Consider the following 22,968-nt stretch of genomic DNA (forward strand, 5'->3'; position numbering starts at 1 on the left):
AAATTTAATTGCAGGATTTTTCATTGCTCATGTCTGCTTTTACAAAGAATTAAGTTTTTTGGAATGGATTGTTTTTACAATGCGGTTTTATTTTGGATGGATATTATCATGAACCGTTTTCTTCAGACTTTGATTGTGACCGCTCCGATGGTGATTGCCGCGCCTTATGTGGCGGCGGAAACGCATCCGGCACAAAAGCAGATGCAGCAGAATATTGATTCTGTGTTGAAAATCGCACGCAATACGTCTTTGACAGAGGCGCAACGCGTGAAACAGGTTGAGCAGTATGCCAACCGTTATTTGGATTATGAGCGTATTTCGGCTTTGGCGGTCGGTGCGCCATGGCGTGAATTTTCTGCCAAACAGAAAACCGATTTTATCCGTGCATTCAAAGACATGGTCATTGCGATGTACTCGCATTCCGCGTTAATTGGTGCGGCGGATGCAAATGTGCGCCTGTTGCCGAAGATGACGGCAAACGGCAATAAGTTTGATGTTTTCTCGGAAATTCAAACCAAAAAAGGCACGAAGTATGAAGTGGCTTACCAACTTTACCAAAGCGGCGGCGTGTATAAGATTTACAACATCCGCGTGGACGGTACCAGCTTGGTAACGGTATACCGCAACCAATTTGGCGAGCTGATTAAGAGCAAAGGCATTGACGGTACGATTGTGACTGTCGCTGCCAAGGGCTTGAAGAAACAATAAGGCAGATTGATAAAAAGGCCGTCTGAATATCCAGACGGCCTTTTTGTGTTACGGGCTGATTAAGCACGTTTGCGGAATTCGCCGGTACGGGTATCGATTTCGACTTTGTCGCCGTTTTCGATGTAAGACATCACTTGGATTTCAGTGCCGCCGACCAGACGCGCGGTTTTCATCACTTTACCGGAGGTATCGCCTTTAACGGCAGGCTCGGTGTATTCAACTTCGCGAACGATGATGGTAGGCAATTCTACGGAGATTGGGTTGCCTTCGTAGAAAGTGACTTCGCATACGTCTTCCATGCCGTCAACGATGAATTTCAACGCATCGCCGATGTTGTCGGCTTCGATTTCGTATTGGTTGAATTCTTCGTCCATGAAGACGTACATTGGGTCGGCAAAGTAGCTGTAAGTACAGTTTTTGCGGGACAGGATCACGACGTCGAATTTGTCGTCGGCTTTGTAAATGGTTTCAGTAGCGGCACCGGTCAGCAGGTTTTTCAGTTTCATGCTGACTTTGGCGGAAGAGCGGCCGCCTTTGATGTATTCGGTTTTTTGAACGACCATAGGATCGTTGCCGACCATGAATACGTTGCCGGCGCGCAGTTCTTGTGCTGTTTTCATTGTGGTTTTCCAATCAAATCGGTTGTAATAAAACGCGCTATTTTAGCGTATTTTTTTGTGCTTTGAAATAAAGGCGGCAAGTTTTTCGACAGCACTTTTTTGGGCAAAAAGTCCGTCCCGCCATTTTGCCGCGCTTTGGCGCCATTCGTTTTGATGTGCCGTCAGGGTTTGCCATGCCTGCAGGCGTTGGTTGTCGCTGAGTGCTTCGCCGTTGTTGAGTTCGTCGGAAAGGAGGCGGTGTGCCGTGGCGACAACATCCGGATAAACTTGATGCGCTTTGTCCCAAAAAGCGTGCAGCTTGTCGAGATGGATATTTTCTTCTTGCGGGTAGATGTGCCAAAAGAAAGGTTTTCCAGCGAGCTGGGCGCGAATAAAGCTGTCTTCGCCGCGTATGACGGCGCCGTCGGCAAGGTTGAGCAGTTTGTCGAAATCTTGTTGGGCAACGAAAGGGATTTTGATTAGGGTAACGTGTTCGCTCTGATACACATCGCCGTCTTCAAGGAGGGCGTTTTGCGGCACTAGGCCGCTGTTTTTCAGGCTGGCGATGATTTGTGTACCTGCAAGCAGCAAGGTAATGGGTTGGCCGGCCTGTTGCCACATGGTTAGCCATTTTGCCCAAATATCGCTTTGATAGCCGAAAAGCAGCCATTCGGACGCGTTTTTTGCGGGAAGTTTGAGTTGTCGGCGTAAGGTTTCCGTATCAAAGCGGGCAAATTCGGCGTAATCACGTTCGCGCAGCAGGCCGCCGCTTTTTTCGCTGAAACCCATAAACCAAAAATATTTCTGTATGCCGCCGGCTTGGAGTGAGGGCATTAAGTGCAGCCTCTCGTTGCTGTCTTCTGCGCTGAGGTATTCCCAGTTGAGCCAAAGCGGTTGGTGTTGGCGGATGATGGATTGAACGTTATCAGGCAGTTCGCAGGCGAAGGTTTCGATGACGATGTCGGGAGTAGGGGCTGTATCGGTATCGTCGGCATGGTCGGCTTGCCAGGCGTGAATGCCGATGCCTTGATGAATATTGGGAATCGAGGCCAAATCAGGGCAAAGTGCTTGAAGGGACGGGAAATCGTCTGTCCATAAATGCACTTGCCAGCCGAGTTCCCGTTGCAAAATACGCGCAAGCCGCCATGAAACGCCGATGTCGCCGAAGTTGTCGATGACGTTGCAGAAAATCCAGCAGGTATAAGGTAGAGTTGTGTTCATGGAAAAATATGCCCAAGGCCGTCTGAAAACATCAGAATGCGCCGAAATAGTGGAACAAATAAACAATCAGCAAAACAATGGGAATAAACATCCATATGCTTTGCCGTTTCAATTCAGGCTCTTGTTTGAGGTGGTGTTTGATGACGTCAAAAAGGACGAATTTGAATAGGAACGTGGCTTCGCAGGCAAGGATGATGCCGTTGATGAGGTGTTGCGTTTTGTCTTCGGGCGGGTTGAGGGCAAACCACAAAAGGGTGGCAAGCGGAATCAGGCAGACGGCGAGCCAGCGCAGAAGGATGGGTTTGGACATGGCGTGTGTGCAAGAAATAAAAGAAACATTATACCCTGTCGTCTTTCAGACAAGTGCAAATCAGGCTATCATTCGGTTTATTTGAAGCGAACATTTATCCCTATGCAAACCCAAGCCATCATCCGCCATATCGTTCAATGGCTCAAAGATTACGCCGAGCAGGCGCGTGCCAAAGGTTTTGTCGTCGGCGTATCCGGCGGCATCGATTCTGCCGTGGTTTCCACACTTGCCGCGCAAACCGGTTTGTCGGTTTTGTTGTTGGAAATGCCGATTCGTCAGAAATCCGACCAAGTCAACCGCGCACAAGAACACATGGGCCGTCTGAAACAGCGTTATCCCAATGTAAAAGCGCAAAGCGTTGATTTGACCCCGGCGTTCGATACGTTTGCCGATACCGTTGACGTCAGCGAAACCGAATTTCCCAATAAACAGCTGGCACTGGCTAATGCACGCAGCCGCCTGCGTATGACGACGCTTTATTATTACGGCCAGCTGCATGGTTTGCTGGTGGCGGGGACGGGCAATAAAATTGAAGATTTCGGCGTCGGTTTCTTCACCAAATACGGAGACGGCGGCGTGGACATCAGCCCGATTGCCGATTTGACCAAAACTCAAGTGTACGGGTTGGCTGCCGAGCTGGACGTATCGGAAGACATTCAAAAAGCCGTACCGACAGACGGACTTTGGGATACCGAGCGTACCGATGAAGAGCAAATGGGCGCATCTTATCCCGAACTCGAATGGGCGATGAGCGTGTACGGCAGCCACAAGCCTGAAGATTTTGAGGGCAGGCAGCGCGAAGTTTTGGCAATCTATACCCGGTTGCACAAAGCCATGCAGCACAAAGTCAATCCGATTCCGGTTTGCAAGATTCCGGAAGAGCTGTTTTAAGTTTGAATATCAAAAGGCCGTCTGAAAACGCTGGATTAAGGTTTTCAGACGGCCTTTTATATTTTATTTCAATAAGAATTGGGAATATGCTTGAAAAACAGCATCATCAAATACCAAAACAGCGTAGCGACTGCCGCGCCCAGCAATACCCACGCGCTGATTTTGGCGATTTCCCGAATGGTGCGCTTTTGTTGGTGGCTGAACAGACGGTTCACAATCAATGCCGCGATGGCGCAAAAGAAAAAAAATCGCAAAAGCCTGCCTATCATTCCACATCCTCCCAAAAATATTGCCTCTAATTAGGGCAGGCCGTTTGAAGCCTCATGCACAAAACAAAAACGAAACGTTATAATACCCCTTTTGCCGCATCACTTGGAAATTACAAATGACAACAAATGCCTCAGTGGGCATTGTAACGCCCCGGAAAATTCCGTTTGACACACCGCTTGCTCTGGAAAACGGCAAAACCTTACCCCGTTTCGACCTGATGATTGAAACCTACGGCACGCTCAATGCCGACAAAAGCAATGCCGTCCTTATCTGCCACGCCTTATCAGGCAATCATCATGTTGCCGGCAAGCACAGTGCGGAGGATAAATACGCCGGTTGGTGGGACAATATGGTCGGCCCCGGCAAACCCATCGATACCGAACGCTTTTTTGTGGTTGGTTTGAACAACTTGGGCGGTTGCGACGGCAGCACCGGCCCTTTGTCCGAGAATCCTGAAACCGGCCGCGAATATGGTGCGGATTTTCCGGTTGTAACCGTCAAAGACTGGGTGAAGTCCCAAGCCATGCTTGCCGATTATCTCGGCATTCAAAAATGGGCGGCCGTTGTCGGCGGCAGCTTGGGCGGCATGCAGGCATTGCAATGGACGATTTCTTTGCCCGAACGCGTTGCCCACGCGCTCGTTATCGCTTCCGCGCCTAAACTTTCCACCCAAAACATCGCGTTTAACGATGTTGCCCGTCAGGCGATTTTGACCGATCCTGATTTTTACGAAGGTAATTACCGCAGCCATCATACCGTTCCTTCACGCGGTTTGCGTATTGCGCGCATGATGGGACACATCACCTATCTTGCCGAAGACGGTTTGGGTAAAAAATTCGGCCGCATTTTAAAATCAGACGGCTATCAGTACGGCTACGGCGTTGAATTTGAAGTGGAATCTTATCTGCGCTATCAAGGCGACAAGTTTGTCGGCCGTTTTGATGCCAACACTTATCTGCTGATGACCAAGGCGCTCGACTACTTCGACCCGGCCGCCGATTACGGCCACAACCTCACGCGTGCCGTAGAGAATGTGCAGGCCAAATTTTTTGTTGCCAGCTTTAGCACTGACTGGCGCTTCTCGCCGCAACGTTCGCATGAATTGGTCAAGGCATTAATCGCCGCACAAAAATCTGTGCAGTACATTGAAGTCAAATCCAATCACGGACACGATGCCTTCTTGATGGAGGACGAAGCCTATATCCGTGCGGTTACCGCTTACATGAACAACGTTTACAAGGACTGCCAACAATGAATCTGCGCGACGATTTGCAACTCATTTACGATTGGATACCCGAAGGCAGCCGCGTACTCGATTTAGGCTGCGGCGACGGCGAGCTACTGGCCGCGTTGGTGGCGCATAAAAACTGTGCCGGTTACGGCATTGAAATCGATACCGACAGCGTGATTGCCGCCATGACACGCGGTGTAAACGTTATTCAGGCCGACTTGGAAGAGGGCTTGGCGGCGTTTGGCGATCAAAGCTTTGATGTGATTGTCTTGAGCCAAACCATTCAAGCCATGCAGAACACGGAAAAAATTCTGCGCTGCCTGATGCGCGTGGCCAAACAGGCCATCGTCAGCTTTCCTAACTTCGGTTACTGGCGCAACCGTTTTCAAATCGCCGTCGGCGGCCATATGCCGGTTTCCGAGCGCATGCCGTATCATTGGTACGATACGCCCAATATCCATTGGTGTACCCTCAAAGACTTTGATTTGCTGTGTGCCAAAAACAAAATCCGCGTGCTTGAGCGTGCGGTCATGACGGGCAACCGACAGGTCAAACATCTGCCGAACTTATTGGGCAGCCTGGCGTTTTACCGCGTGGGTTGATGCGGTGATTAATAAAGGCCGTCTGAACAGGTCATCACGAAAGCATGGCTTTTGCGGATACCTGTTCAGACGGCCTTTTATTGTTCCAGCCGGTTTAAGCCTGTTTCAATTTTTCCAACAAGGCCAAACTGCCGGCATCGACCAGGCGGTAGGTTTCGTCAAAGTCGCCTGTGTACCACGGATCGGGAACGTGGTTGTAGCCTGAGTTGGGGATAAGGTCGGTCAGTTTGAAGATTTTGCCGGGATGGAAACCGAGCTGTTTTTCGGCTTCTCTGAGGTTGTTGTCGTCCATCACGATGATGTAGTCGAAATGTTCGGCATCGCTGGGTTTGATTTTGCTGCTGGTAAAGCCTGACGGGTCGATGCCGTGTTGTTTGAGCACGCGGCGTGTGCCTTCGTGCATGTTTTCGCCGTCGTGCCAGCCTGATGTGCCTGCGCTGGCTGTGATGACGGCATTGCCCATGCCTGCTTCGCGGGCGCGGTGGCGCAGGACGTATTCGGCCATGGGGGAGCGGCAGATGTTGCCGAGGCAGACGAAAAGGATTTTGTGGGTTTTCATGTTTGTGAAAATGAGCGGTAAGGTTTGAAAATCCATGCAACACGCTGAACCGTTTTCAGACGGCCTTGCGTGTTGCATTTTCAATTTAGTTTACATTGCTGAAGAAAGGATTGTGGCCTTCCAGTTTCAACGCTTGGGCATAAGTAGGGATGTTCTCGTTTTCGCCCAGTGGGTTGTGCAGCAGGTAAAGGTGCTCGATGCGGCATTCGGCCATCAGGTCGAGGAAGTTTTGCTGCACGATGGCGATATTGTCGGTTGAGGCCAGTTCCCAAGTGAAGGTCTGCGGAACGATTTCAAATGCGCTGTCTGTCGCGTTGAAGCTAAACTGGAGCTTGCCGTCCGCCTTGGCTGCGGCAACAACACCGACGCGCGGGCTTTGCATACGGATGGCGCGGATGGCGTTGGTGGCAAAAACGTCCATGGCCATGCGTTGGCGGGTATGGCTGCCTTCGGTCAGCGCGTCAAGCGGCGTATTGGGCGAGAGCGGGTTGGTAAAGAGGGTAACGCCGTCGAGGGCGAGATGCTCTTGCCAAACCTGCATCAGCGGCAGGCCTGCCTGTTGCAGGTTGAGGCCCAAGGCCGTCTGAATGCTTTTATTGCCGTAGCCCAGCGCGTAAACAACATGGACGGATTGGCCTTCGGGCAGCACCAATGGTTTGTATTCGAATTTTTGCAGGAATGCGCCTGCCGCTTCATCGTTTTGCTTGGCTTGGAACCATTCGCCCGGGGTAACGCTGCTCAAATCGGTCGATTGGACGAGGTAGGGCAGCCATTGCGTGTTTTGCGTGAGGGCGCGCAGGTTGGGGTAGTTTTGCAGGCAGGCGAAGAGGGCTTCGGTAGGCAGCGTGAGCGGCAGGGTTTGTTCTTTTTTGCAACCGGCAACCAAAACCACAGGCAGGGCAAACCATTGGGCTTCGTTATCGTTTTCTGCCTTCAGGACTTCGCCCACGCTTTGAATCAGGCTGGTGTAAGTACCGACATCGGGCGCCATGGTCATTGCCAATGAAAGGTTGATGTAATGGTTTTGGCTGAGCATGGTGCGGATTTCGGTTTGCAGTTGACCGGCCGAAAGTTTGCGTGATGCGGAGGAGGAGTTGTGCGCCAGCTGATAGGCATTGAGCAGAAGGTGGTTTTTGATAGGGCTTTGCGGATAAGGGCGGGTATCGGGAAGAACAAAGGTTTTCATGACGGTTTGAAGTGTTGTGTTGTAAGTGTGGCGATTATAGCAATTTAGTCGGTTGGTGTGCTTGTTAATACATGAAATTCAAATGATGGCAGGGTGTGTGCTTCATTTTTATGCAGTTTCAGTGTCGGTATTTTGAGGCTGAAGAGGGTGGGGCCCGATGTGTTATAATTCATGACCAAACATAATTCAGAAAGGAACAAAATCATGCGCTTGCTTCATACTATGCTGCGTGTCGGCAATCTCGAACGCTCTTTGGAGTTCTATCAAAACGTATTGAATATGCAACTGCTGCGCCGCCGCGATTATCCTGAAGGCCGTTTTACTTTGGCTTTTGTCGGTTATGGCGATGAGGCGGACCATACTGTTTTGGAACTGACCCACAACTGGGATACCGAGTCTTACGACTTGGGCAATGCTTACGGCCACATTGCGATTGAAGTCGATAATGCTTATTCGGCGTGCGAACGTGTCAAAGAAATGGGCGGCAAAGTGGTACGCGAAGCCGGTCCGATGAAACACGGTACGACTGTGATTGCGTTTGTCGAAGATCCGGACGGCTACAAAATCGAATTTATTCAAAAGAAAAGCGGTAGCGATTCGGTGCAATATTCATCTTAAGACATAAGATAATGGAAAAGGCCGTCTGAACATTCAGACGGCCTTTTGTTTGATCAGCCCGAGACCTTTGCAAAATTCCTTTCCCCCCCAACAGCCGAAACCTAAACACAGGTTTTCGGCTGTTTTTGTTTCAAATATCCACTGATTCTACCCAAATACCCCCTTAATCCTCCCCGGATACCTGATAATAAGGCATCCGGACCGCCTTTTAGGCAGCAACAGGCGCACTTAGCCTGTTGGCGGCTTTCAACAGGTTCAAACACATTGTCTTCAGATGGCTTTGTGCACTTACTTTAATCAGTCCGAAATAGGCTGCCCGGGCGTAGCGGAATTTACGGTGCAGCGTACCGAAGCTTTGTTCGACCACATAACGGGTCTTCAACAAATATCGGTTGCGTTTGGTTTGCGCTTCCGTCAGCGGACGGTTGCGGCAGGCTTTCGCATAATGCCGTCTAACAACTGATGCTCTTTCAGATGTTGCCGGTTTTCCTTACTGTCGTAGCCTTTGTCGGCATAGACGGTCGTACCTTCGGCAATGCCTTCCAACAAAGGGGACAGATGGTTGCACTCATGGGTATTGGCAGGAGTGATGTGCAGTTTCTCGATATAGCCTTCCTCATCGGTACGGGTATGTTGTTTGTAACCGAGTTTGTAGAGGCCGTTTTTCTTTGTCCAACGGGCATCTTTGTCCTTACTCGGTGTGGTTTGTCCGCTGACTTGTCCTTCTTCATCGACTTCTATGGCCTGGCGCTGTTTGCTGCCGGCGGTTTGAATAATGGTGGCGTCAATGACGGCGGCGGATGCTTTCTCTACTTTTAGGCCTTTTTTGGTCAGTTGGCGGTTGATCAGTTCCAATAATTCGGACAGGGTGTCGTCTTGCGCCAGCCAGTTGCGGTAGCGGCATAAGGTGCTGTAATCGGGGATGCTCAGTTCGTCAAAACGGCAAAACAGGTTGAAATCAATGCGGGTGATGAGGCTGTGTTCGAGTTCGGGGTCGGAGAGGCTGTGCCATTGTCCGAGCAGGACGGCTTTGAACATGGACAACAGGGGATAGGCGGGACGGCCGCGGTGGTCTCTAAGGTAACGGGTTCTTTGACGATTCAGGTACTGTTCGATCGGTTGCCAATCAATCACCTGATCCAATTTCAATAGTGGGGAACGGTCAATGTGTTTGGCAATCATGGCTTGTGCGGTTTGCTGGAAGAAGGTGCTCATGGAAAATCCCCTAAATGTCTTGGTAGGAATTTAGGGGATTTTGGGGAATTTTGCAAAGGTCTCAGCCCAACTGTTTTTGCTTTTCGCTCAACAGGGCGTGTACGTGAAGCGCGGTAGCGTAGCGGTCTTCTCCCGCTTCAATCGGATCAAGGAAATGCAGCTCGACCGTGCTGGAAGGCTGACTGATGACCATGCAGATGGATTGCCAGAGGCTGATGTCGCCGTAGTAGGCGGTGTGCGGATTGGGGCTGGTGCCGTCCGGATTCGGATAGCGGCAGAGTGCCGGAATAATCGGTACGCCTGCATCGTAGGCCGTCTGAAAAAAGCTGGGTTTGAACGGCAGGATTTCACGGCCTTCGGTACTAGTGCCTTCGGGGAAAATGGTGACGGTATCGCCGTTTTTCAGCGCTTCGGTCACGCCGGCGATTTTGGCGGAGTTGCCTTTGATGCCGCGGTTGCGCGAGACGTAAACCGTTTGCGCCTGTGTGGCGAGATAACCGACCACCGGCCATTTGGCTACATCGTCTTTAGCCACGAAACGGCCGGGGAATGCGCCGTTGACCGCCATAATATCCAACCATGAAATATGGTTGCTGATAAGCATTTGGCCGCGGCCTTCTTGCGGCGGCGTGCCGAAAGTTTGCAGTTTCATGCCGCAGGAAGCAAGCACGCGCAGCGACCATAATTGAATCGCGCGCAGTTTGCGTTTGCTGCTGTAAAAGGGAAACAGAAAAAACATTTCGGCCATGCCGTACAAAAGGCAGCCGGCAATGCAAAGGAGGCGGAAGATAAAACGGATTTTGGCGGTCATTGTGTGTGTTTTTATAAAAGATGAGGCAGGCCGTCTGAAGTTTCAGACGGCCTTTTATTATGAATCGGTTTTAGGGGCAAAACGTTGCAAGTAGCGGTCGGAAAGATGGCTGATGTCCATCATGATCAGCACATCCGCGCAGTTGAATGCTTCATCGACGCAAGGCTCGCCGCAAAACCACGCGCCTGCTTTGAGATAGCCTTTGATCAGTGCGGGCACGGGCGGATTTTCAGACGGCGTGATGCTGTCCCATTTGAGCGGATTGAGTGGTTTGACGCGCCATTGTTCCGGAGCAAGGTATTTGCCTTTTAAAGCATGATACAGACCGGCCGCATCGCTGCCGCCGTCGCGCATTTCGATACTGCCGCAACCAATCATAAAGCGCAGGTTTTCGTCTTTCATGAATTTGACCAAGCCCGTCCACAACAGCATGACCAAGCCGCCGTTACGGTAGTCCGGGTGGGTGCAGGCACGGCCGAGTTCAACGGTTTGCGGCAGGATGTCTTTCAAAGGCTCAAGGTCGAATTCATGCTCGCTGTACCAGCCGCCGACTTTTTTTGCGGTTTCTTCGGTAATCAGGCGGTAGCAGCCGATAACTTCTCCGGTTGCATCGTCAAACGCGAGCAGGTGGTGGCAATGCTCATCATAAGGATCGACATCGCGGCCGTCATTGCTTTCGATTTCCGCACCCAATTCTTGGGCAAAAATCTGATAGCGCAATCTTTGGGCGGCTTCGATTTCAGCTTGGGTTTCTGCAAGGCGTACGCTCAGGCCGATTTTGGGGCCCGTTTGATTGAAACGGCTGGGGGACATGATGTTTCCTGTTTGAAGAAAATGGCTGATTATAGCGGATATACGGACAGATTTATATTGGTTTGCTTTGCGGTAGGGCAAATTATGTCGGGTTGTTGGAAAAAGGCTTCAGGCCGTCTGAATTTGGCATGCCAAGCGGTAGAAGCGTAAAATCAACGTTTTTGCCGCTTTTTTTGTTATGGAAACCTCTTTTCTGCTTGCCGGAAAAATTACCGAGCTGACGCTGATTGTTTTGATGGGCGTGGCTTTGGTGAAGGCCGGGCTGTTGAAATCGGAAAACAGCTACACGCTCTCCGTCATCGCGCTTTATTTGATCAGCCCGTCCGTCATGATTCATGCTTTTCAGATGGACAATACGCCGCAGATTATCGAAGGGCTGAAGCTTTCCGTTATGCTGGCGGTGTTTTTTCATGTGGTGTTGATTGTTTTGGGCAGGGTGTTTAAACACTTGTTCAAACTCGATGCGCTTGAACATGCGGCGACGGTGTACAGCAATTCGGGCAACCTGATTATTCCTTTGGTAATGTCGGTCTTTGGTGCGGAATGGGTGATTTACACCAGCGGTTTTATCATGGTGCAGACGTTTTTGTTTTGGACGCATCTGCGCCTGTTGATTTGCGGCCGAGGCAATGTGGCTTGGAAAACCATTTTCACCAATATCAACATTTTATCCATGTTGGTCGGGCTACTGATGTTTACCTTTCAAATCAAGCTGCCGCATATTATCGATAATACGTTGGCGACGGTGGGCGGCATGATTGGCCCGGTTGCCATGTTGGTGGCAGGCATGCTTTTGGCTTCTTTGCCGTTGCGCTCGATTATGTGGACGCCGAGGCTGTATCTTGTTGCTTTTTTAAGGCTGATTTTGATTCCGATATTATTGCTTTTTGCCGTCAAAGTCTGCGGTTTTGCTCATCATGATGCGCATGCGGATACGGTTGTTTTAATCAGCTTTTTGGCAACGACTTCGCCTGCCGCTTCGACAGTTACCCAAATGGCGGTTGTTTACGGCAAAAATGCCCAAAAAGCCAGTGCGATTTATGGGCTGACGACCTTGCTTTGTGTGGTAACCATGCCGGTAATGATTGCCTTATATCGTTGGATTATTTAAGAAAAGGGCAGGCCGTCTGAAACTTTGACTTTATGTTTCAGACGGCCTGTTTGTTATTTCAAATTTGAAAATAACTTTTATTATCAATTAATTAAACAATTAAAAAACTATACAAAGCTGATTGCTGCGTGTATCCTTACGCCTAACATTCATTCAATATAAATCTTTAAAGGAACACAGCCATGACCGACTTTACCCTTTGGGAAACCGCACCTTTCAATTCTACGATTGACCATATTCTGCAACGTTATCACAACGTTCACCGCGCCCAGTTTGAAGAGTTGGTACCGCTGGCGCAAAAAGTGGCTCAGGTTCATGCCGATACTTTCCCTGCCGAAGTTCCTGATTTGTTGGCCTATATGCAAAACGAGCTGTTGATGCACATGATGAAAGAGGAGCGCATGTTGTTCCCAATGATTAATCAGGGCGTGGGTCGCGGCGCGGCCATGCCCATCAGCGTGATGATGCACGAGCATGAAGACCACGACCAAGCCATCGCGCGTTTGGAAGAATTGACCAATAATTTTGAGCTTCCCGAAGGCGCTTGCGGCAGCTGGACCCGTTTGTACGCATTGGCCAAAGAGATGGTGGACGATTTGAAAGACCACATCCACTTGGAAAATGAGATTTTGTTCCCCCGCGTTTTGGCTTCTTAAGAATTGATGTTAATCAAGGCCGTCTGAATGTTCAGACGGCCTGTTCTTTAATCCCTTGCTAAGTTAGTACAATAGTTCTAAAATTTTAATAAAGAAACAAAAATAAGCAGTAAAGGCACACATCCGTTTTTTTGTTTACTTGAGAAGGAGTTTATGAATGAAACATTCTAAAGTTTTACTATCGGGTATTCTGTTTGCTGCCGTGACTGCATGCGCCCAAGCGACGGACGGTAGCTGGAGTGCCCTGAAGGATACGAAAACAGGTGTGCAGTCGCGACCTTATTATGAATTTGGCAATGTGGTTCAGAAGATTTCTTTTAAGAAAACCGGCAATCCGGAAAATGGTTTGAAAAAGCCTGTCTTGACGGTGTATCGCCAGGGCAAGCTGTTGGGCGAAGCATATAATTTGGAAGCCTCTCATGGCAGCCCCTTGTTGCCAACCCTGTTTCTGGTAAACGGCAAGTCATTAAATGTAAATGACGGCAACGATAAAAAACAATTGGCTTCTGCGAAGAGAATCGATTTTTACGATTTCGGCCACGGTCGTATCGGCCACGCAGTCTTTACCGCGCCTAACGGCATCTGTCAGGATATGAAACACGGCAAAGGCGTTTCCTATAAGCTGGTTACCAACTATGTTAATTTTCCGGATTATCCTTCGCCTGAAAATATCTTGATTATTACTGCGCAAGGCAAATATGAGCAAGACGGGTTTATATTGGATGCCACTGAGTCAAGAGTGACCAGTGCCAATAAAGAGTTTGCCAAAAAATATGGCGAAGCCCTGAAATCCAAGAATGGCCCTGAGACTAGGCATGTGAATATGGCCAATGCAGCCAGTGCGGAAAAAGGCAGACTGTTGGCTGATTATATCTGTCAGTAATCATATTAAAGGCCGTCTGAAATTCAGACGGCCTTTTTGAATCATGAATGCATCTCTTGTTCAAACGACAGCAGAATCTGTTTTACTTCATCCGCTTCTTTGACGGCGCGGATACGGTCGAACAATATCTGCGCCTGTTCAAACTCTTTTTTCATCATGCCCAGCCATTGTTTCAAACGGGCAACCGGATATTTGTTGTTGGCCTCTTTGGCAAGGCATAAGTCGAAGAATTGGACTATCCATGAGGAGACTTCGGCAAAGTCGGTGTCTTTCACTGTTTTGCCGTTTTCATATTGCTTGATTTGCCGCGCCAAGTCTGGACGGATAACCGCGCCGCGCCCGAGCATCACGCTGTCGCAGCCGCTGACGGTTTTAATGTCGAGATAGTCTTGAAGGCTGAACACATCGCCGTTGGCGGTAACGGGAATACTGACAGCATCGCGGATTTTGCGCACCCATTCCCAATGTGCCGGCGGTTCGTAGCCTTCGACTTTGGTGCGCGCATGGACGGTCAACGCGCATGCGCCGCCGTTTTCAATTGCGGACGCGCATTCCAATGCCAGACTTTTGTCTTCATAACCGAGCCGCATCTTGGCAGTCAGCGGAATGTGTTGCGGCAGGCGTTGGCGCAGGGTGCGGACGATGTGGTAAATCAAGTCCGGCTCTTTGAGCAAGACCGCACCGCCTTTGTGTTTATTGACCGTCGGCGCGGGGCAGCCGAAGTTGAGGTCGATTTTGTCCGCACCGAAACGCACGGCTTCCAAAGCATTGACGGCCATGTTTTCCGCATCACTGCCCAAAAGTTGGACAGTACAGGGCGTGCCGGCCGGCGTGCGGTTGGCATGGGCGATTTCGGGAACATATTTAAGCCAAGTGGCGCGTGAGTGGACCGTGTGCGTAATGCGGACAAATTCGCTGACGCATTCGTCAAATCCGCCAATGCGCGTCAACAGGTCGCGCATCACATCATCCACCAGCCCCTGCATGGGGGCGAGAATAAGCTGCATGAGTCAGGCCGTCTGAAAAAAGGAGGACATATTGTAGCGGTATATCGGTTAAAATACAGCTTCCTTTTTCAGACGGCCTTTTTATGATGCACACAATTCCGGCAACCGCCGCCATGTTGGTAAAAAATTCAGAACGTTATCTTTCAGAAGTTTTGAATGCGCTGAAAGACTTTGACGAGGTCCTGTTGTTGGACAACGGCTCGACCGACCGTACTTTTGAAATTGCCAAGGGCTTTCCGAATGTCAGCTATTACAAGCATGACTTTATCGGGTTTGGCCCGATGAAAAGTCTGGCGGCCAGACTGGCACAAAACGATTGGATTTTCAGTATAGACAGCGATGAAGTGGCGGATGAGGCTTTAATCGAATCCATTCGTGCAGCCGTTTTGGAAAATGAGAAGGAGCATATTTTTTCGCTTTCCCGTCTGAACCATTACCACGGCAGACTGATTAAAGGCTGCGGCTGGTATCCGGATATTATTCCACGCCTTTATCATCGCAGATTTACCCGTTTTTCCGACCGTCAGGTGCATGAGTCTTTGGTGTTGCCGCGGGAAGCCAAGGTTAAACAACTCGATGGCCGTCTGAAACATTATTCTTTTGAAAACGCCGAAGGGCTGATTCAGAAAATGCAGCAGTACAGCTCACTGTATGCGGAAGAAAATCGTTTTAAGAAAGACAGTTCGCCGTTTAAGGCTTTGCTGCATGGCGGCGTATCGTTTGTGAAAAATTACCTGCTCAAGCGCGGTTTTGCCTATGGTGCAGACGGCCTGACGATTTCGGTGTCCAATGCACAAGGTTCGTATTACAAATATGTCAAACTCTACGAGCGCAATCGTACGATAACCGTCTCCCTCATCATCACCACTTACAATCGCCCCGATGCTTTGGAGCTGGTGTTGAAATCGGCTTTATCGCAAACCCGTCTGCCGGATGAGATTATTGTCGCGGATGATGGCTCAAGGCAGGAAACCGCCGAAGTGGTTGATTTTATCCGCCGTAGGACAAGCATTCCCGTTAAGCACTCATGGCAGCCGGATAGAGGCTTTCGTGCCGCCGAATCGCGCAACCGTGCGTTGGCGCAGGCAAAAAACGATTATATTGTGTTGATTGACGGCGATATGGTTTTGGATCCGTCTTTTATTGCCGATCATTTGAAGGTTGCCCGCAAAGGCCGTCTGATACAGGGTTCCCGCGTGATTTTGACTGAGGATAAAACTCAGGATATTTTGGACGAAGGCGATTTGCCTGCTTTGTCTATGTTCAGTTCGGGAATAGAAAAACGGCTGTCCGCCCTGCGCTGCCGTTGTTTGGCCAAATTGGCAGGCCGAAAAGGCAACCGCAAACACAAAGGCATCAAAACTTGCAATATGGGCTTTTTCCGCAGCGATGCGCTGGCCGTCAACGGGTTTGACAATAGCTTTGTCGGTTGGGGCAGGGAAGACAGCGAATTTGTCGCCCGTTGCTATCATAACGGGATGAAACGCCATAATTTGAAATTTGCCGGCATTGCGTATCACCTCTGGCACAATGAGGCAGAACGCGATTCCTTGCCACAAAACGATGCCTTGTTGGAGGCAACTTTGTCGGAACGCAAAATCCGCTGTGTTCATGGCGTATCGGATTTTATAAAAGATGAAGAAGTAGCCGGAAAATAGCCTTATCATCTTTTTAAATCATAGAGGCCGTCTGAAAATTTTCAGACGGCCTCTTTTGTATTTTTAAAAACCTAGCGCTTAAATGAGAATATTATTTATTTGATGTAGATCAGTATGTATAATTAGGTAAAGTATGGTTAGGGAAGAGGGTTTACTCTATAATCCAACCGTTTGTAATTTTATTTCGGCGAAGGCCGGATTTTGGGAGTTGTTATGTCAACTATGTTTTTTATCCAGTTTGCCGTCGTGCTGCTGTGTATCCTGATTGGCGCGCAGGTTGGCGGTATTGGTTTGGGCGTGCTCGGCGGTATCGGCTTGGCCGTATTGTCTTTTGGTTTCCATCTTCAGCCGACCAGCCCGCCGATTGATGTGATGCTGATGATTATGGCGGTAGTCTCTGCCGCGGCGGCCATGCAGGCCAGCGGCGGTTTGGACTATATGATTAAGATTGCCACGCGCGTGTTGCACCGCAATCCGAAATACATCACCTTTATCGCGCCGGCGGTAACTTATACCTTTACCGTCTTGGCAGGTACGGGCCATGTGGCTTACTCGGTCTTGCCCGTGATTGCCGAAGTCAGCCGTCGCAATGGCATCCGTCCCTCCCGTCCGCTGACGATGGCGGTTATCGCTTCCCAATTTGCGATTGTCGCCAGCCCGATTGCCGCAGCCGTCGTTGCCTGCGTCACCATGCTTGAGCCGCAACACATCACGATGGCGGATGTGTTGAAAGTTACCGTTCCCTCCACGATTTTGGGTATCGGTTTGGCTTGCGTGTTCGTAAACAAACTGGGCAAAGAGTTGAAAGACGATCCGCATTATCAGGCTTTGCTGCAAGATCCGAATTATGTGAAAGAATACATCGATGTAGAGGAACAAAAAACCGATGTCACCATTTCGCCGAAAGCCAAATTGTCGGTCGGTATTTTCTTGACTGCGGCATTGCTGGTGGTGGTGATGGGGGCGCTACCTGAGTTGCGTCCGGCTTTTGAACACGATGGCACGATCAAGCCTATGGGCATGGCGCATACGATTGAAATCGTGATGTTGTCTGCTTCTGCGCTGATTATTCTGGCGTGTAAACCCAATGGCGATGCGATTACCCGAGGTTCGGTATTCCATGCTGGTATGCGTGCCGTGATTGCGGTGTTTGGCGTGGCTTGGTTGGGCGATACCTTGATGAACGGCCACTTAACAGAAGTGGAATCGACCGTCAGCCATTTGGTTGAATCTGCACCATGGACTTTTGCCTTTGCCCTGTTTGTCTTGTCGGTATTGGTCAACAGTCAAGGCGCGACAGTGGCGACGCTGTTCCCAATCGCCATCAAACTAGGTATTCCTGCGCCCATCATTATCGGCACATTTGTCGCGGTAAACGGCTATTTCTTCATTCCGAACTACGGTCCGATTATTGCCGCTATCGACTTCGATACAACCGGCTCAACCAAAATCGGCAAATTCATCTTCAACCACAGCTTCATGATTCCGGGCCTGTTGAGCATGGCATTCAGTTTAGCCATCGGTTTGTTGTTGGTTCAGGTGTATTATTGATAGGCTAAAAAAATAAGGCCGTCTGAAATTAAATTTCAGACGGCCTTTTTGATATTGTTATTTGGGAGCTTAATTGCAGTATTTATTAACGTCGTTTTGGTATTGCTTAATCAGGCTGTCGCGATTGGCCAAGCGTGCGCTTTCGGCGACTTGGCGGTTGATTTTGGCGATTTTGCAGTTTTCCAGCTTGTTTTGGCGGTTTTGCTCTTCGATTTTTTTATTGCGCTCTTCAATTTGTTTGTTTTGTTCCGCAACCTGTTCGTTGGGCTGCTCGGCAACCGGCTCAGATGCCGCAACAGTAGGCGCAACGGCAGGTTTGACGTTGTGCGTGCGGATGTTGACCACGCCGGAACGCTTCGGTTGCAGGCGGTTTGGCGTATCGGAATAGCTGTTGCCCGATGTGCCTTTCCAAGTGTAAACCTCGGCCGCGCCGGTCAGGGCGGCGGAAGAGAGAAGGGCTGCTGTCAGACAGGTTTTGAGTACGGAAGATTTCATGGGTTTCCCTTATGTAAATGATGTTCTCATGCGGCTTATTTTACTTGAAACTGCAATGCGTTGGCATATTTTTGTACGCCAAATCAAATCATGTAAAAAAATAACGTTAAAACGTGTATTGCCAATGTTAGCATCAAGCCGGTGTGATATAATGCCGTGCATCTTGCACAAACTGAAAGACCGAGCATCATGCGTATTGTAGAAAAAGCCTATACTTTCGACGACGTTTTGTTGGTTCCAGCGCACTCAAACGTGCTGCCTCGAGATGTCAAACTTCAAACCAAACTCACCCGCGATATCACGCTCAACCTCCCTCTACTTTCTGCTGCAATGGATACCGTTACCGAAGCGCGTCTGGCCATCTCTATGGCTCAAGAAGGCGGCATCGGCATTATCCATAAAAACATGACGCCGGAGTTGCAAGCGCGTGCCGTTTCCAAAGTGAAGCGCCATGAGAGCGGCGTGGTGAAAGATCCTGTTACCGTTGCGCCGACCGCATTGATCCGCGAAGTTTTGGAAATGCGCGCACAACGCAAACGTAAAATGTCCGGTTTGCCTGTTGTTGAAAACGGCAAAGTGGTCGGTATCGTGACCAACCGCGACCTACGTTTTGAAAACCGTGTCGATCTGCCGGTTTCTGCCATCATGACTCCCCGCGACCGTTTGGTTACCGTTCCCGAAGGTACCAGCATCGATGAAGCCCGTGAAATCATGCATGCGCATAAAGTTGAGCGCGTTTTGGTGTTGAACGACCAAGACGAACTCAAAGGTCTGATTACAGTTAAAGATATTCTGAAAACAACTGAATTCCCTAATGCCAACAAAGATGCCGAAGGCCGTCTGCGCGTTGGTGCCGCGGTGGGTACCGGCGGCGATACCGAGGAGCGCGTCAAAGCATTGGTAGAAGCAGGCGTGGACGTAATTGTGGTCGATACTGCCCACGGTCATAGCCAAGGCGTTATCGATCGCGTGCGCTGGGTAAAAGAAACTTATCCGCACATCCAAGTCATCGGCGGCAACATCGCGACTGCTAAAGCCGCTTTGGATTTGGTGGCCGCAGGTGCGGATGCCGTTAAAGTCGGTATCGGCCCGGGCTCGATTTGTACGACTCGTATCGTGGCAGGCGTGGGCGTGCCTCAACTGACTGCGATTCACAATGTTTCCGAAGCCTTGAAAGGTACCGGCGTTCCCCTGATTGCCGACGGCGGTATCCGCTTCTCCGGCGATATTGCCAAAGCACTTGCTGCCGGCGCATACAGCGTCATGCTGGGCGGTATGTTTGCCGGTACGGAAGAAGCACCGGGCGAAATCGAACTCTACCAAGGCCGCTCTTACAAGTCTTACCGCGGCATGGGTTCGTTGGGTGCGATGAGCCAAGGCTCTGCCGACCGCTACTTCCAAGACAAAACCGACAGTACAGACAAATATGTTCCTGAAGGCATTGAAGGCCGCGTGCCTTACAAAGGTCCGATTGTGAACATCATCCACCAGCTGACCGGCGGCCTGCGCTCCAGCATGGGTTACTTGGGTTGTGCCAATATTGCTGAAATGCACGAGAAAGCAGAATTTGTGGAAATCACTTCTGCCGGTATGAGCGAATCCCACGTTCACGACGTACAAATCACTAAAGAAGCGCCTAACTACCATCGTTAAACCAGTATAAAAAGGTCGTCTGAAAATATTTCAGACGGCCTTTCTGTTTTTATAAGGTTTTAAAAATGAAGCAAATATTGTTTGCCGCCGTTTAGCCTGGTGTTTCAGGTTGGGTATTTGCAGAATTTGCCGAATAATTGGGAAGACGAACGCTTCATGCGCTGAAATGACATGTATCAACTAGTACGTTTTGAACTGAGAGATTAAACCGAGTTTCAGACGGCCTTTTAAAAATCGTATTACAATAAGCCAAAATTAAAAACACATTCCATTATGTCCAAAAAAATCCTGATTATTACCCCAAGCTGGATTGGCGACTGCGTCATGACCCAACCGCTTTATCGCCGTTTGCATGAGCTGCATCCCGGCTGCACTATTGATGCTTTTGCGCCCAAATGGTCGATGGCCGTATTTGAGCGTATGCCTGAAATTAGCCGTGTGATGGAAAACCCGTTTGGACATGGTGCGTTGGAATTGAAAAAACGCTGGCATATCGGTCGCGAATTGGGAAAAGAAGGCTATGATCAAGTGATTGTTTTGCCCGGTTCGCTCAAATCCGCCATTATTGCCTTGGCTACGGGCATCAAGCAACGTACGGGCTACGTCGGCGAGTCGCGCTATTTTTTACTGAACGATATCCGCAAGTTGGATAAGGTCGCGTTGCCCCTGATGGTCGACCGCTATACTGCGCTGGCGCATCCGACCCAAGCGGATTTTAACGGGCATTCCGATAATCCGTGTTTTAAGATTGATCCCGAAAGCCGTCAAGCCGCTTTGGCAAAACATGGTTTGGCGACGGATAAGCCGATTTTGGCATTTTGTCCCGGTGCGGAGTATGGCCCGGCCAAGCGTTGGCCTGCGCGTCATTTTGCCGAACTCGGTCGCCGATATTTGGCAGAGGGTTGGCAGGTTTGGCTGTTTGGTTCGCAAAAAGATTTTGATATTGCAGATGAAATCAACCGACTTTCAGACGGCCTTTGCACCAATCTTTGTGGCAAAACCAATCTTTCTGAAGCCATTGATTTGTTGTCTTGCGCCGATACGGTTGTGTGCAACGACAGCGGTCTGATGCACCTTGCGGCCGCGCTTGATCGGAAATTGGTTGCGGTTTACGGCTCATCCAGCCCTGACCATACGCCGCCTCTCAGCCAAAAGGCAAAAATCGTCAGCTTGAATTTGGATTGTTCACCTTGTTTCAAACGTGAATGTCCGTTGGGGCATACGGATTGTTTGAACAAGCTGACGCCGGATATGGTGCAAAAAGCAGCGGAAGCGCTGGCTCGTTCGGCGTAATCTAATAAAGGTTAGATGGAAAACAGTAAAGGACAGATTTGAGTCTGTCTTTTTAATCTTTCGTTTCTTTTATTTTTTAACAAAAGGCCGTCTGAAAATCATATTTCAGACGGCCTTTTTTGGTTTGAAATCAATACATCTGATTATTTTTGATGCAGATTATAAACGTATTCTACTTCTTCGCGGCTGCCCATGAATACGGCAACACGTTGGTGCAGGCCGGTAGGTTGGATGTCGAGCATGGCTTCGATGGCGTTGTTTGATGCGCCGCCGGCTTGTTCCATAAGCAGGCTCATCGGGTTGGCTTCGTACATCAGGCGCAGTTTGCCCGGTTTGGATGGGTCGCGTTTGTCTTGCGGATACATGAATACGCCGCCGCGCATCAGGATGCGGTGGATTTCGGCAACCATGCTGGCTACCCAGCGCATATTGTAGTTTTTGCCGCGTACGCCGGTTTCGCCTGCCAGCAATTCGTCAATGTATTGTTGAACAGGGGCGAACCAATGTCTTTGGTTGGACATATTGATGGCGAATTCTTTAGTAGACTCGGGAACGCGCGGATTTTCTTTGGTCAGCAGGAATTGGTTGGCATCGTCCAGAGTGAAGACGAACACGCCGTGACCGACAGTCAGTACCAGTTGTGTTTGCGGACCGTATAAAACATAACCTGCGGCCACTTGGTCGCGGCCTTTTTGCAGGAAGGACTCGGTAGTTAATGCGCCTTCTGGTTTCGCCAAGATGGAGAAGATGGTGCCGACGGAGATGTTGACGTCGATATTGGAAGAGCCGTCCAACGGGTCAAACAATACCAAATAGCCGCCGTTTTCGTGTGTGGCGACATAGGTGTCTTCTTCTTCGCTGGCAAGGCCTGCGATGTTGGCATTGGCTTTTAAAACATCAATCATGATGTTGTTGGCAATGACGTCAAGTTTCTTTTGGTCTTCGCCTTGGATGTTGCCGGTACCTGCCATGCCCAAAACGCCGGAAAGCGCGCCGAGGCGGACTTTGGCGTTGATGTCCAAACAGGCGGCGGCTACGGATTCCAGTACGCCGGCCAGCTCTTGCGGCAGTTTGTGTTCGGGCAGGTGTTGGGCTAAGAATTGGTTCAGTGTCTTCATGGTTTCACTCTTTTCCTAAGTTTGAATCGGGTATTTTCAATTTCAGGCCGTCTGAAAACGGCGTGTTCATTTGGTTTTGCTGTCGGCCATGCCTAAAACTTCTTTAGTGCAGGCGATGCTGGTGTCTTTGATGCGTTTTTTCAGCTCGTCGCTCATGGAGTCGCTGCCGCCCAAAAGCGAGGTCGCTTCTTCAGGATTGATTTGGTCGACTGTTTTTTCGCCGATGCAGCGGCAGATTTTTTCAGTGGTCGCGGAATCAAACGGGCTTTTTCCTGCAGCTTTTTCTACGCAGGCTTCGGTTGCCGAGCGGATAAATTCGGTGCGGAAACTTTGGGTAAATTCTTCTTTAAATTCGTTTTTTACTGATTCGCTGCACGCGCAGAGCAGGAGTGTGCAGGCTAGGGGTGTGCGTATATTCATGAGTGGACGGCCGTTAATTGTTATGTTGTGAATTGTAGTGGAAAAAGGCTTAAGTATAAAGGGTTAAGGCCGTCTGAACGGGTATGGCG

At 49.8% G+C, this 22,968-nt stretch carries 24 protein-coding genes and 1 pseudogene; 12 read left to right on the top strand and 13 right to left on the bottom strand.

What is annotated here, in order from left to right:
• Nucleotides 1-108 precede the first annotated feature (108 nt).
• A complete protein-coding gene (locus tag BBP27_RS02285) occupies nt 109-708 on the top strand; it encodes an MlaC/ttg2D family ABC transporter substrate-binding protein (RefSeq protein WP_188212131.1) in 600 nt (199 codons plus the stop codon).
• Between the two features lie 59 nt (nt 709-767).
• On the opposite strand, the gene efp is transcribed toward BBP27_RS02285, so the two are convergent.
• From efp to BBP27_RS02300, 3 genes are read right to left on the bottom strand one after another with little or no spacing between them, the layout of a single operon-like run.
• Complete coding sequence (efp, locus tag BBP27_RS02290; protein WP_003747153.1) at nt 768-1,328, bottom strand: elongation factor P; 561 nt, start codon at nt 1,326-1,328, stop codon at nt 768-770.
• A gap of 42 nt (nt 1,329-1,370) precedes the next feature.
• The gene (earP, locus tag BBP27_RS02295) at nt 1,371-2,528 is read right to left on the bottom strand and encodes an elongation factor P maturation arginine rhamnosyltransferase EarP (protein ID WP_188212130.1); all 1,158 of its coding nucleotides are present in this window, start codon (nt 2,526-2,528) and stop codon (nt 1,371-1,373) included.
• Nucleotides 2,529-2,559: 31 nt separating this feature from the next.
• Nucleotides 2,560-2,838, bottom strand: a complete 279-nt coding sequence (locus BBP27_RS02300; protein WP_003747149.1) for a hypothetical protein — start codon at nt 2,836-2,838, stop codon at nt 2,560-2,562.
• A gap of 102 nt (nt 2,839-2,940) precedes the next feature.
• Here BBP27_RS02300 and nadE point away from each other — a divergent pair, with 102 nt between their 5' ends.
• On the top strand, nt 2,941-3,729 hold the full coding sequence (gene nadE, locus BBP27_RS02305) for an NAD(+) synthase (protein WP_188212129.1): 789 nt from the start codon (nt 2,941-2,943) through the stop codon (nt 3,727-3,729).
• A gap of 68 nt (nt 3,730-3,797) precedes the next feature.
• Here nadE and BBP27_RS02310 read toward each other — a convergent pair whose 3' ends face one another.
• A complete protein-coding gene (locus BBP27_RS02310) occupies nt 3,798-3,998 on the bottom strand; it encodes a protein MIGRI (RefSeq protein WP_188212128.1) in 201 nt (66 codons plus the stop codon).
• A 116-nt stretch (nt 3,999-4,114) separates the two neighbouring features.
• On the opposite strand from BBP27_RS02310, the gene metX reads away from it, so the two are divergent.
• The gene (gene metX / locus BBP27_RS02315) at nt 4,115-5,254 is read left to right on the top strand and encodes a homoserine O-succinyltransferase MetX (protein ID WP_188212127.1); all 1,140 of its coding nucleotides are present in this window, start codon (nt 4,115-4,117) and stop codon (nt 5,252-5,254) included.
• The gene (gene metW / locus BBP27_RS02320; protein WP_049322294.1) at nt 5,251-5,832 is read left to right on the top strand and encodes a methionine biosynthesis protein MetW; all 582 of its coding nucleotides are present in this window, start codon (nt 5,251-5,253) and stop codon (nt 5,830-5,832) included. Before metX ends, metW begins: the two co-directional genes overlap by 4 nt.
• Nucleotides 5,833-5,926: 94 nt before the next feature.
• Here the strand turns inward: metW and BBP27_RS02325 are convergent, their stop codons facing one another.
• Together BBP27_RS02325 and BBP27_RS02330 are read right to left on the bottom strand one after the other, a co-directional pair.
• Complete coding sequence (locus tag BBP27_RS02325; RefSeq protein WP_188212126.1) at nt 5,927-6,391, bottom strand: low molecular weight protein-tyrosine-phosphatase; 465 nt, start codon at nt 6,389-6,391, stop codon at nt 5,927-5,929.
• An 85-nt stretch (nt 6,392-6,476) separates the two neighbouring features.
• Complete coding sequence (locus tag BBP27_RS02330) at nt 6,477-7,577, bottom strand: conjugal transfer protein (protein ID WP_188212125.1); 1,101 nt, start codon at nt 7,575-7,577, stop codon at nt 6,477-6,479.
• 204 nt (nt 7,578-7,781) lie between these two features.
• Between BBP27_RS02330 and gloA the strand changes: the two genes are divergently transcribed.
• Nucleotides 7,782-8,195 carry a lactoylglutathione lyase gene (gene gloA, locus BBP27_RS02335; RefSeq protein WP_223168961.1) on the top strand — a complete coding sequence of 138 codons (414 nt, stop codon included), beginning with the start codon at nt 7,782-7,784 and terminating at the stop codon, nt 8,193-8,195.
• A gap of 208 nt (nt 8,196-8,403) precedes the next feature.
• Here gloA and BBP27_RS02340 read toward each other — a convergent pair.
• From BBP27_RS02340 to BBP27_RS02350, 3 genes and pseudogenes are all read right to left on the bottom strand, one after another.
• Nucleotides 8,404-9,410 (bottom strand): annotated as a pseudogene (locus BBP27_RS02340) (IS5 family transposase).
• A 61-nt stretch (nt 9,411-9,471) separates the two neighbouring features.
• Nucleotides 9,472-10,221, bottom strand: coding sequence for a lysophospholipid acyltransferase family protein (locus BBP27_RS02345; RefSeq protein ID WP_188211597.1), 750 nt, complete (start codon nt 10,219-10,221; stop codon nt 9,472-9,474).
• A 57-nt stretch (nt 10,222-10,278) separates the two neighbouring features.
• Nucleotides 10,279-11,034: a GNAT family N-acetyltransferase gene (locus BBP27_RS02350; RefSeq protein ID WP_188211598.1), complete on the bottom strand. Its 756-nt coding sequence runs from the start codon at nt 11,032-11,034 to the stop codon at nt 10,279-10,281.
• Between the two features lie 178 nt (nt 11,035-11,212).
• Between BBP27_RS02350 and BBP27_RS02355 the strand changes: the two genes are divergently transcribed.
• The 3 genes from BBP27_RS02355 (at nt 11,213) to BBP27_RS02365 (ending at nt 13,684) form a co-directional block, all read left to right on the top strand.
• The gene (locus tag BBP27_RS02355; protein ID WP_107769335.1) at nt 11,213-12,145 is read left to right on the top strand and encodes an AEC family transporter; all 933 of its coding nucleotides are present in this window, start codon (nt 11,213-11,215) and stop codon (nt 12,143-12,145) included.
• A 182-nt stretch (nt 12,146-12,327) separates the two neighbouring features.
• On the top strand, nt 12,328-12,801 hold the full coding sequence (gene dnrN, locus BBP27_RS02360; RefSeq protein ID WP_070608214.1) for an iron-sulfur cluster repair protein DnrN: 474 nt from the start codon (nt 12,328-12,330) through the stop codon (nt 12,799-12,801).
• 157 nt (nt 12,802-12,958) lie between these two features.
• Nucleotides 12,959-13,684, top strand: coding sequence for a DUF8095 domain-containing protein (locus tag BBP27_RS02365; RefSeq protein WP_188211599.1), 726 nt, complete (start codon nt 12,959-12,961; stop codon nt 13,682-13,684).
• 41 nt (nt 13,685-13,725) lie between these two features.
• On the opposite strand, the gene BBP27_RS02370 is transcribed toward BBP27_RS02365, so the two are convergent.
• Nucleotides 13,726-14,691, bottom strand: a complete 966-nt coding sequence (locus tag BBP27_RS02370; protein WP_188211600.1) for a tRNA dihydrouridine synthase — start codon at nt 14,689-14,691, stop codon at nt 13,726-13,728.
• An 83-nt stretch (nt 14,692-14,774) separates the two neighbouring features.
• Between BBP27_RS02370 and BBP27_RS02375 the strand changes: the two genes are divergently transcribed.
• Nucleotides 14,775-16,349: a glycosyltransferase family 2 protein gene (locus BBP27_RS02375; protein WP_188211601.1), complete on the top strand. Its 1,575-nt coding sequence runs from the start codon at nt 14,775-14,777 to the stop codon at nt 16,347-16,349.
• 222 nt (nt 16,350-16,571) lie between these two features.
• Complete coding sequence (locus BBP27_RS02380; RefSeq protein ID WP_188211732.1) at nt 16,572-17,900, top strand: anaerobic C4-dicarboxylate transporter family protein; 1,329 nt, start codon at nt 16,572-16,574, stop codon at nt 17,898-17,900.
• A 69-nt stretch (nt 17,901-17,969) separates the two neighbouring features.
• Here BBP27_RS02380 and BBP27_RS02385 read toward each other — a convergent pair whose 3' ends face one another.
• Nucleotides 17,970-18,395 (bottom strand): DUF4124 domain-containing protein, encoded by a 426-nt coding sequence (locus BBP27_RS02385; protein WP_188211602.1) that lies wholly within the window; start codon nt 18,393-18,395, stop codon nt 17,970-17,972.
• A gap of 189 nt (nt 18,396-18,584) precedes the next feature.
• Between BBP27_RS02385 and guaB the strand changes: the two genes are divergently transcribed.
• Both guaB and waaF read left to right on the top strand, forming a co-directional pair.
• Complete coding sequence (gene guaB, locus BBP27_RS02390; RefSeq protein WP_003678893.1) at nt 18,585-20,048, top strand: IMP dehydrogenase; 1,464 nt, start codon at nt 18,585-18,587, stop codon at nt 20,046-20,048.
• 273 nt (nt 20,049-20,321) lie between these two features.
• Nucleotides 20,322-21,341, top strand: coding sequence for a lipopolysaccharide heptosyltransferase II (gene waaF, locus BBP27_RS02395; protein WP_107723114.1), 1,020 nt, complete (start codon nt 20,322-20,324; stop codon nt 21,339-21,341).
• A gap of 143 nt (nt 21,342-21,484) precedes the next feature.
• Here waaF and BBP27_RS02400 read toward each other — a convergent pair whose 3' ends face one another.
• Both BBP27_RS02400 and BBP27_RS02405 read right to left on the bottom strand, forming a co-directional pair.
• Nucleotides 21,485-22,459, bottom strand: a complete 975-nt coding sequence (locus BBP27_RS02400; protein WP_188211603.1) for a class 1 fructose-bisphosphatase — start codon at nt 22,457-22,459, stop codon at nt 21,485-21,487.
• 66 nt (nt 22,460-22,525) lie between these two features.
• Nucleotides 22,526-22,879, bottom strand: a complete 354-nt coding sequence (locus tag BBP27_RS02405; RefSeq protein ID WP_188211604.1) for a hypothetical protein — start codon at nt 22,877-22,879, stop codon at nt 22,526-22,528.
• Between the last annotated feature and the right edge of the window lie 89 nt (nt 22,880-22,968).

It is taken from the genome of Neisseria sp. RH3002v2g, from assembly GCF_014596425.2.
Classification (GTDB): Bacteria; Pseudomonadota; Gammaproteobacteria; order Burkholderiales; family Neisseriaceae; genus Neisseria.

Excerpts from the sequence above, each read along its gene's own strand:
- BBP27_RS02285 (WP_188212131.1), top strand. The coding sequence starts at position 109 with ATGAACCGTTTTCTTCAGACTTTGATTGTGACCGCTCCGATGGTGATT.
- earP (WP_188212130.1), bottom strand. The coding sequence starts at position 2,528 with ATGAACACAACTCTACCTTATACCTGCTGGATTTTCTGCAACGTCATC.
- BBP27_RS02370 (WP_188211600.1), bottom strand. The coding sequence starts at position 14,691 with ATGCAGCTTATTCTCGCCCCCATGCAGGGGCTGGTGGATGATGTGATG.
- BBP27_RS02405 (WP_188211604.1), bottom strand. The coding sequence starts at position 22,879 with ATGAATATACGCACACCCCTAGCCTGCACACTCCTGCTCTGCGCGTGC.
- BBP27_RS02345 (WP_188211597.1), bottom strand. The coding sequence starts at position 10,221 with ATGACCGCCAAAATCCGTTTTATCTTCCGCCTCCTTTGCATTGCCGGC.
- metW (WP_049322294.1), top strand. The coding sequence starts at position 5,251 with ATGAATCTGCGCGACGATTTGCAACTCATTTACGATTGGATACCCGAA.
- BBP27_RS02375 (WP_188211601.1), top strand. The coding sequence starts at position 14,775 with ATGATGCACACAATTCCGGCAACCGCCGCCATGTTGGTAAAAAATTCA.
- nadE (WP_188212129.1), top strand. The coding sequence starts at position 2,941 with ATGCAAACCCAAGCCATCATCCGCCATATCGTTCAATGGCTCAAAGAT.
- BBP27_RS02330 (WP_188212125.1), bottom strand. The coding sequence starts at position 7,577 with ATGAAAACCTTTGTTCTTCCCGATACCCGCCCTTATCCGCAAAGCCCT.
- gloA (WP_223168961.1), top strand. The coding sequence starts at position 7,782 with ATGCGCTTGCTTCATACTATGCTGCGTGTCGGCAATCTCGAACGCTCT.
- dnrN (WP_070608214.1), top strand. The coding sequence starts at position 12,328 with ATGACCGACTTTACCCTTTGGGAAACCGCACCTTTCAATTCTACGATT.
- BBP27_RS02300 (WP_003747149.1), bottom strand. The coding sequence starts at position 2,838 with ATGTCCAAACCCATCCTTCTGCGCTGGCTCGCCGTCTGCCTGATTCCG.
- BBP27_RS02365 (WP_188211599.1), top strand. The coding sequence starts at position 12,959 with ATGAAACATTCTAAAGTTTTACTATCGGGTATTCTGTTTGCTGCCGTG.
- efp (WP_003747153.1), bottom strand. The coding sequence starts at position 1,328 with ATGAAAACAGCACAAGAACTGCGCGCCGGCAACGTATTCATGGTCGGC.
- metX (WP_188212127.1), top strand. The coding sequence starts at position 4,115 with ATGACAACAAATGCCTCAGTGGGCATTGTAACGCCCCGGAAAATTCCG.
- BBP27_RS02310 (WP_188212128.1), bottom strand. The coding sequence starts at position 3,998 with ATGATAGGCAGGCTTTTGCGATTTTTTTTCTTTTGCGCCATCGCGGCA.
- BBP27_RS02355 (WP_107769335.1), top strand. The coding sequence starts at position 11,213 with ATGGAAACCTCTTTTCTGCTTGCCGGAAAAATTACCGAGCTGACGCTG.
- BBP27_RS02385 (WP_188211602.1), bottom strand. The coding sequence starts at position 18,395 with ATGAAATCTTCCGTACTCAAAACCTGTCTGACAGCAGCCCTTCTCTCT.
- BBP27_RS02325 (WP_188212126.1), bottom strand. The coding sequence starts at position 6,391 with ATGAAAACCCACAAAATCCTTTTCGTCTGCCTCGGCAACATCTGCCGC.
- BBP27_RS02350 (WP_188211598.1), bottom strand. The coding sequence starts at position 11,034 with ATGTCCCCCAGCCGTTTCAATCAAACGGGCCCCAAAATCGGCCTGAGC.
- waaF (WP_107723114.1), top strand. The coding sequence starts at position 20,322 with ATGTCCAAAAAAATCCTGATTATTACCCCAAGCTGGATTGGCGACTGC.
- BBP27_RS02400 (WP_188211603.1), bottom strand. The coding sequence starts at position 22,459 with ATGAAGACACTGAACCAATTCTTAGCCCAACACCTGCCCGAACACAAA.
- guaB (WP_003678893.1), top strand. The coding sequence starts at position 18,585 with ATGCGTATTGTAGAAAAAGCCTATACTTTCGACGACGTTTTGTTGGTT.
- BBP27_RS02380 (WP_188211732.1), top strand. The coding sequence starts at position 16,572 with ATGTTTTTTATCCAGTTTGCCGTCGTGCTGCTGTGTATCCTGATTGGC.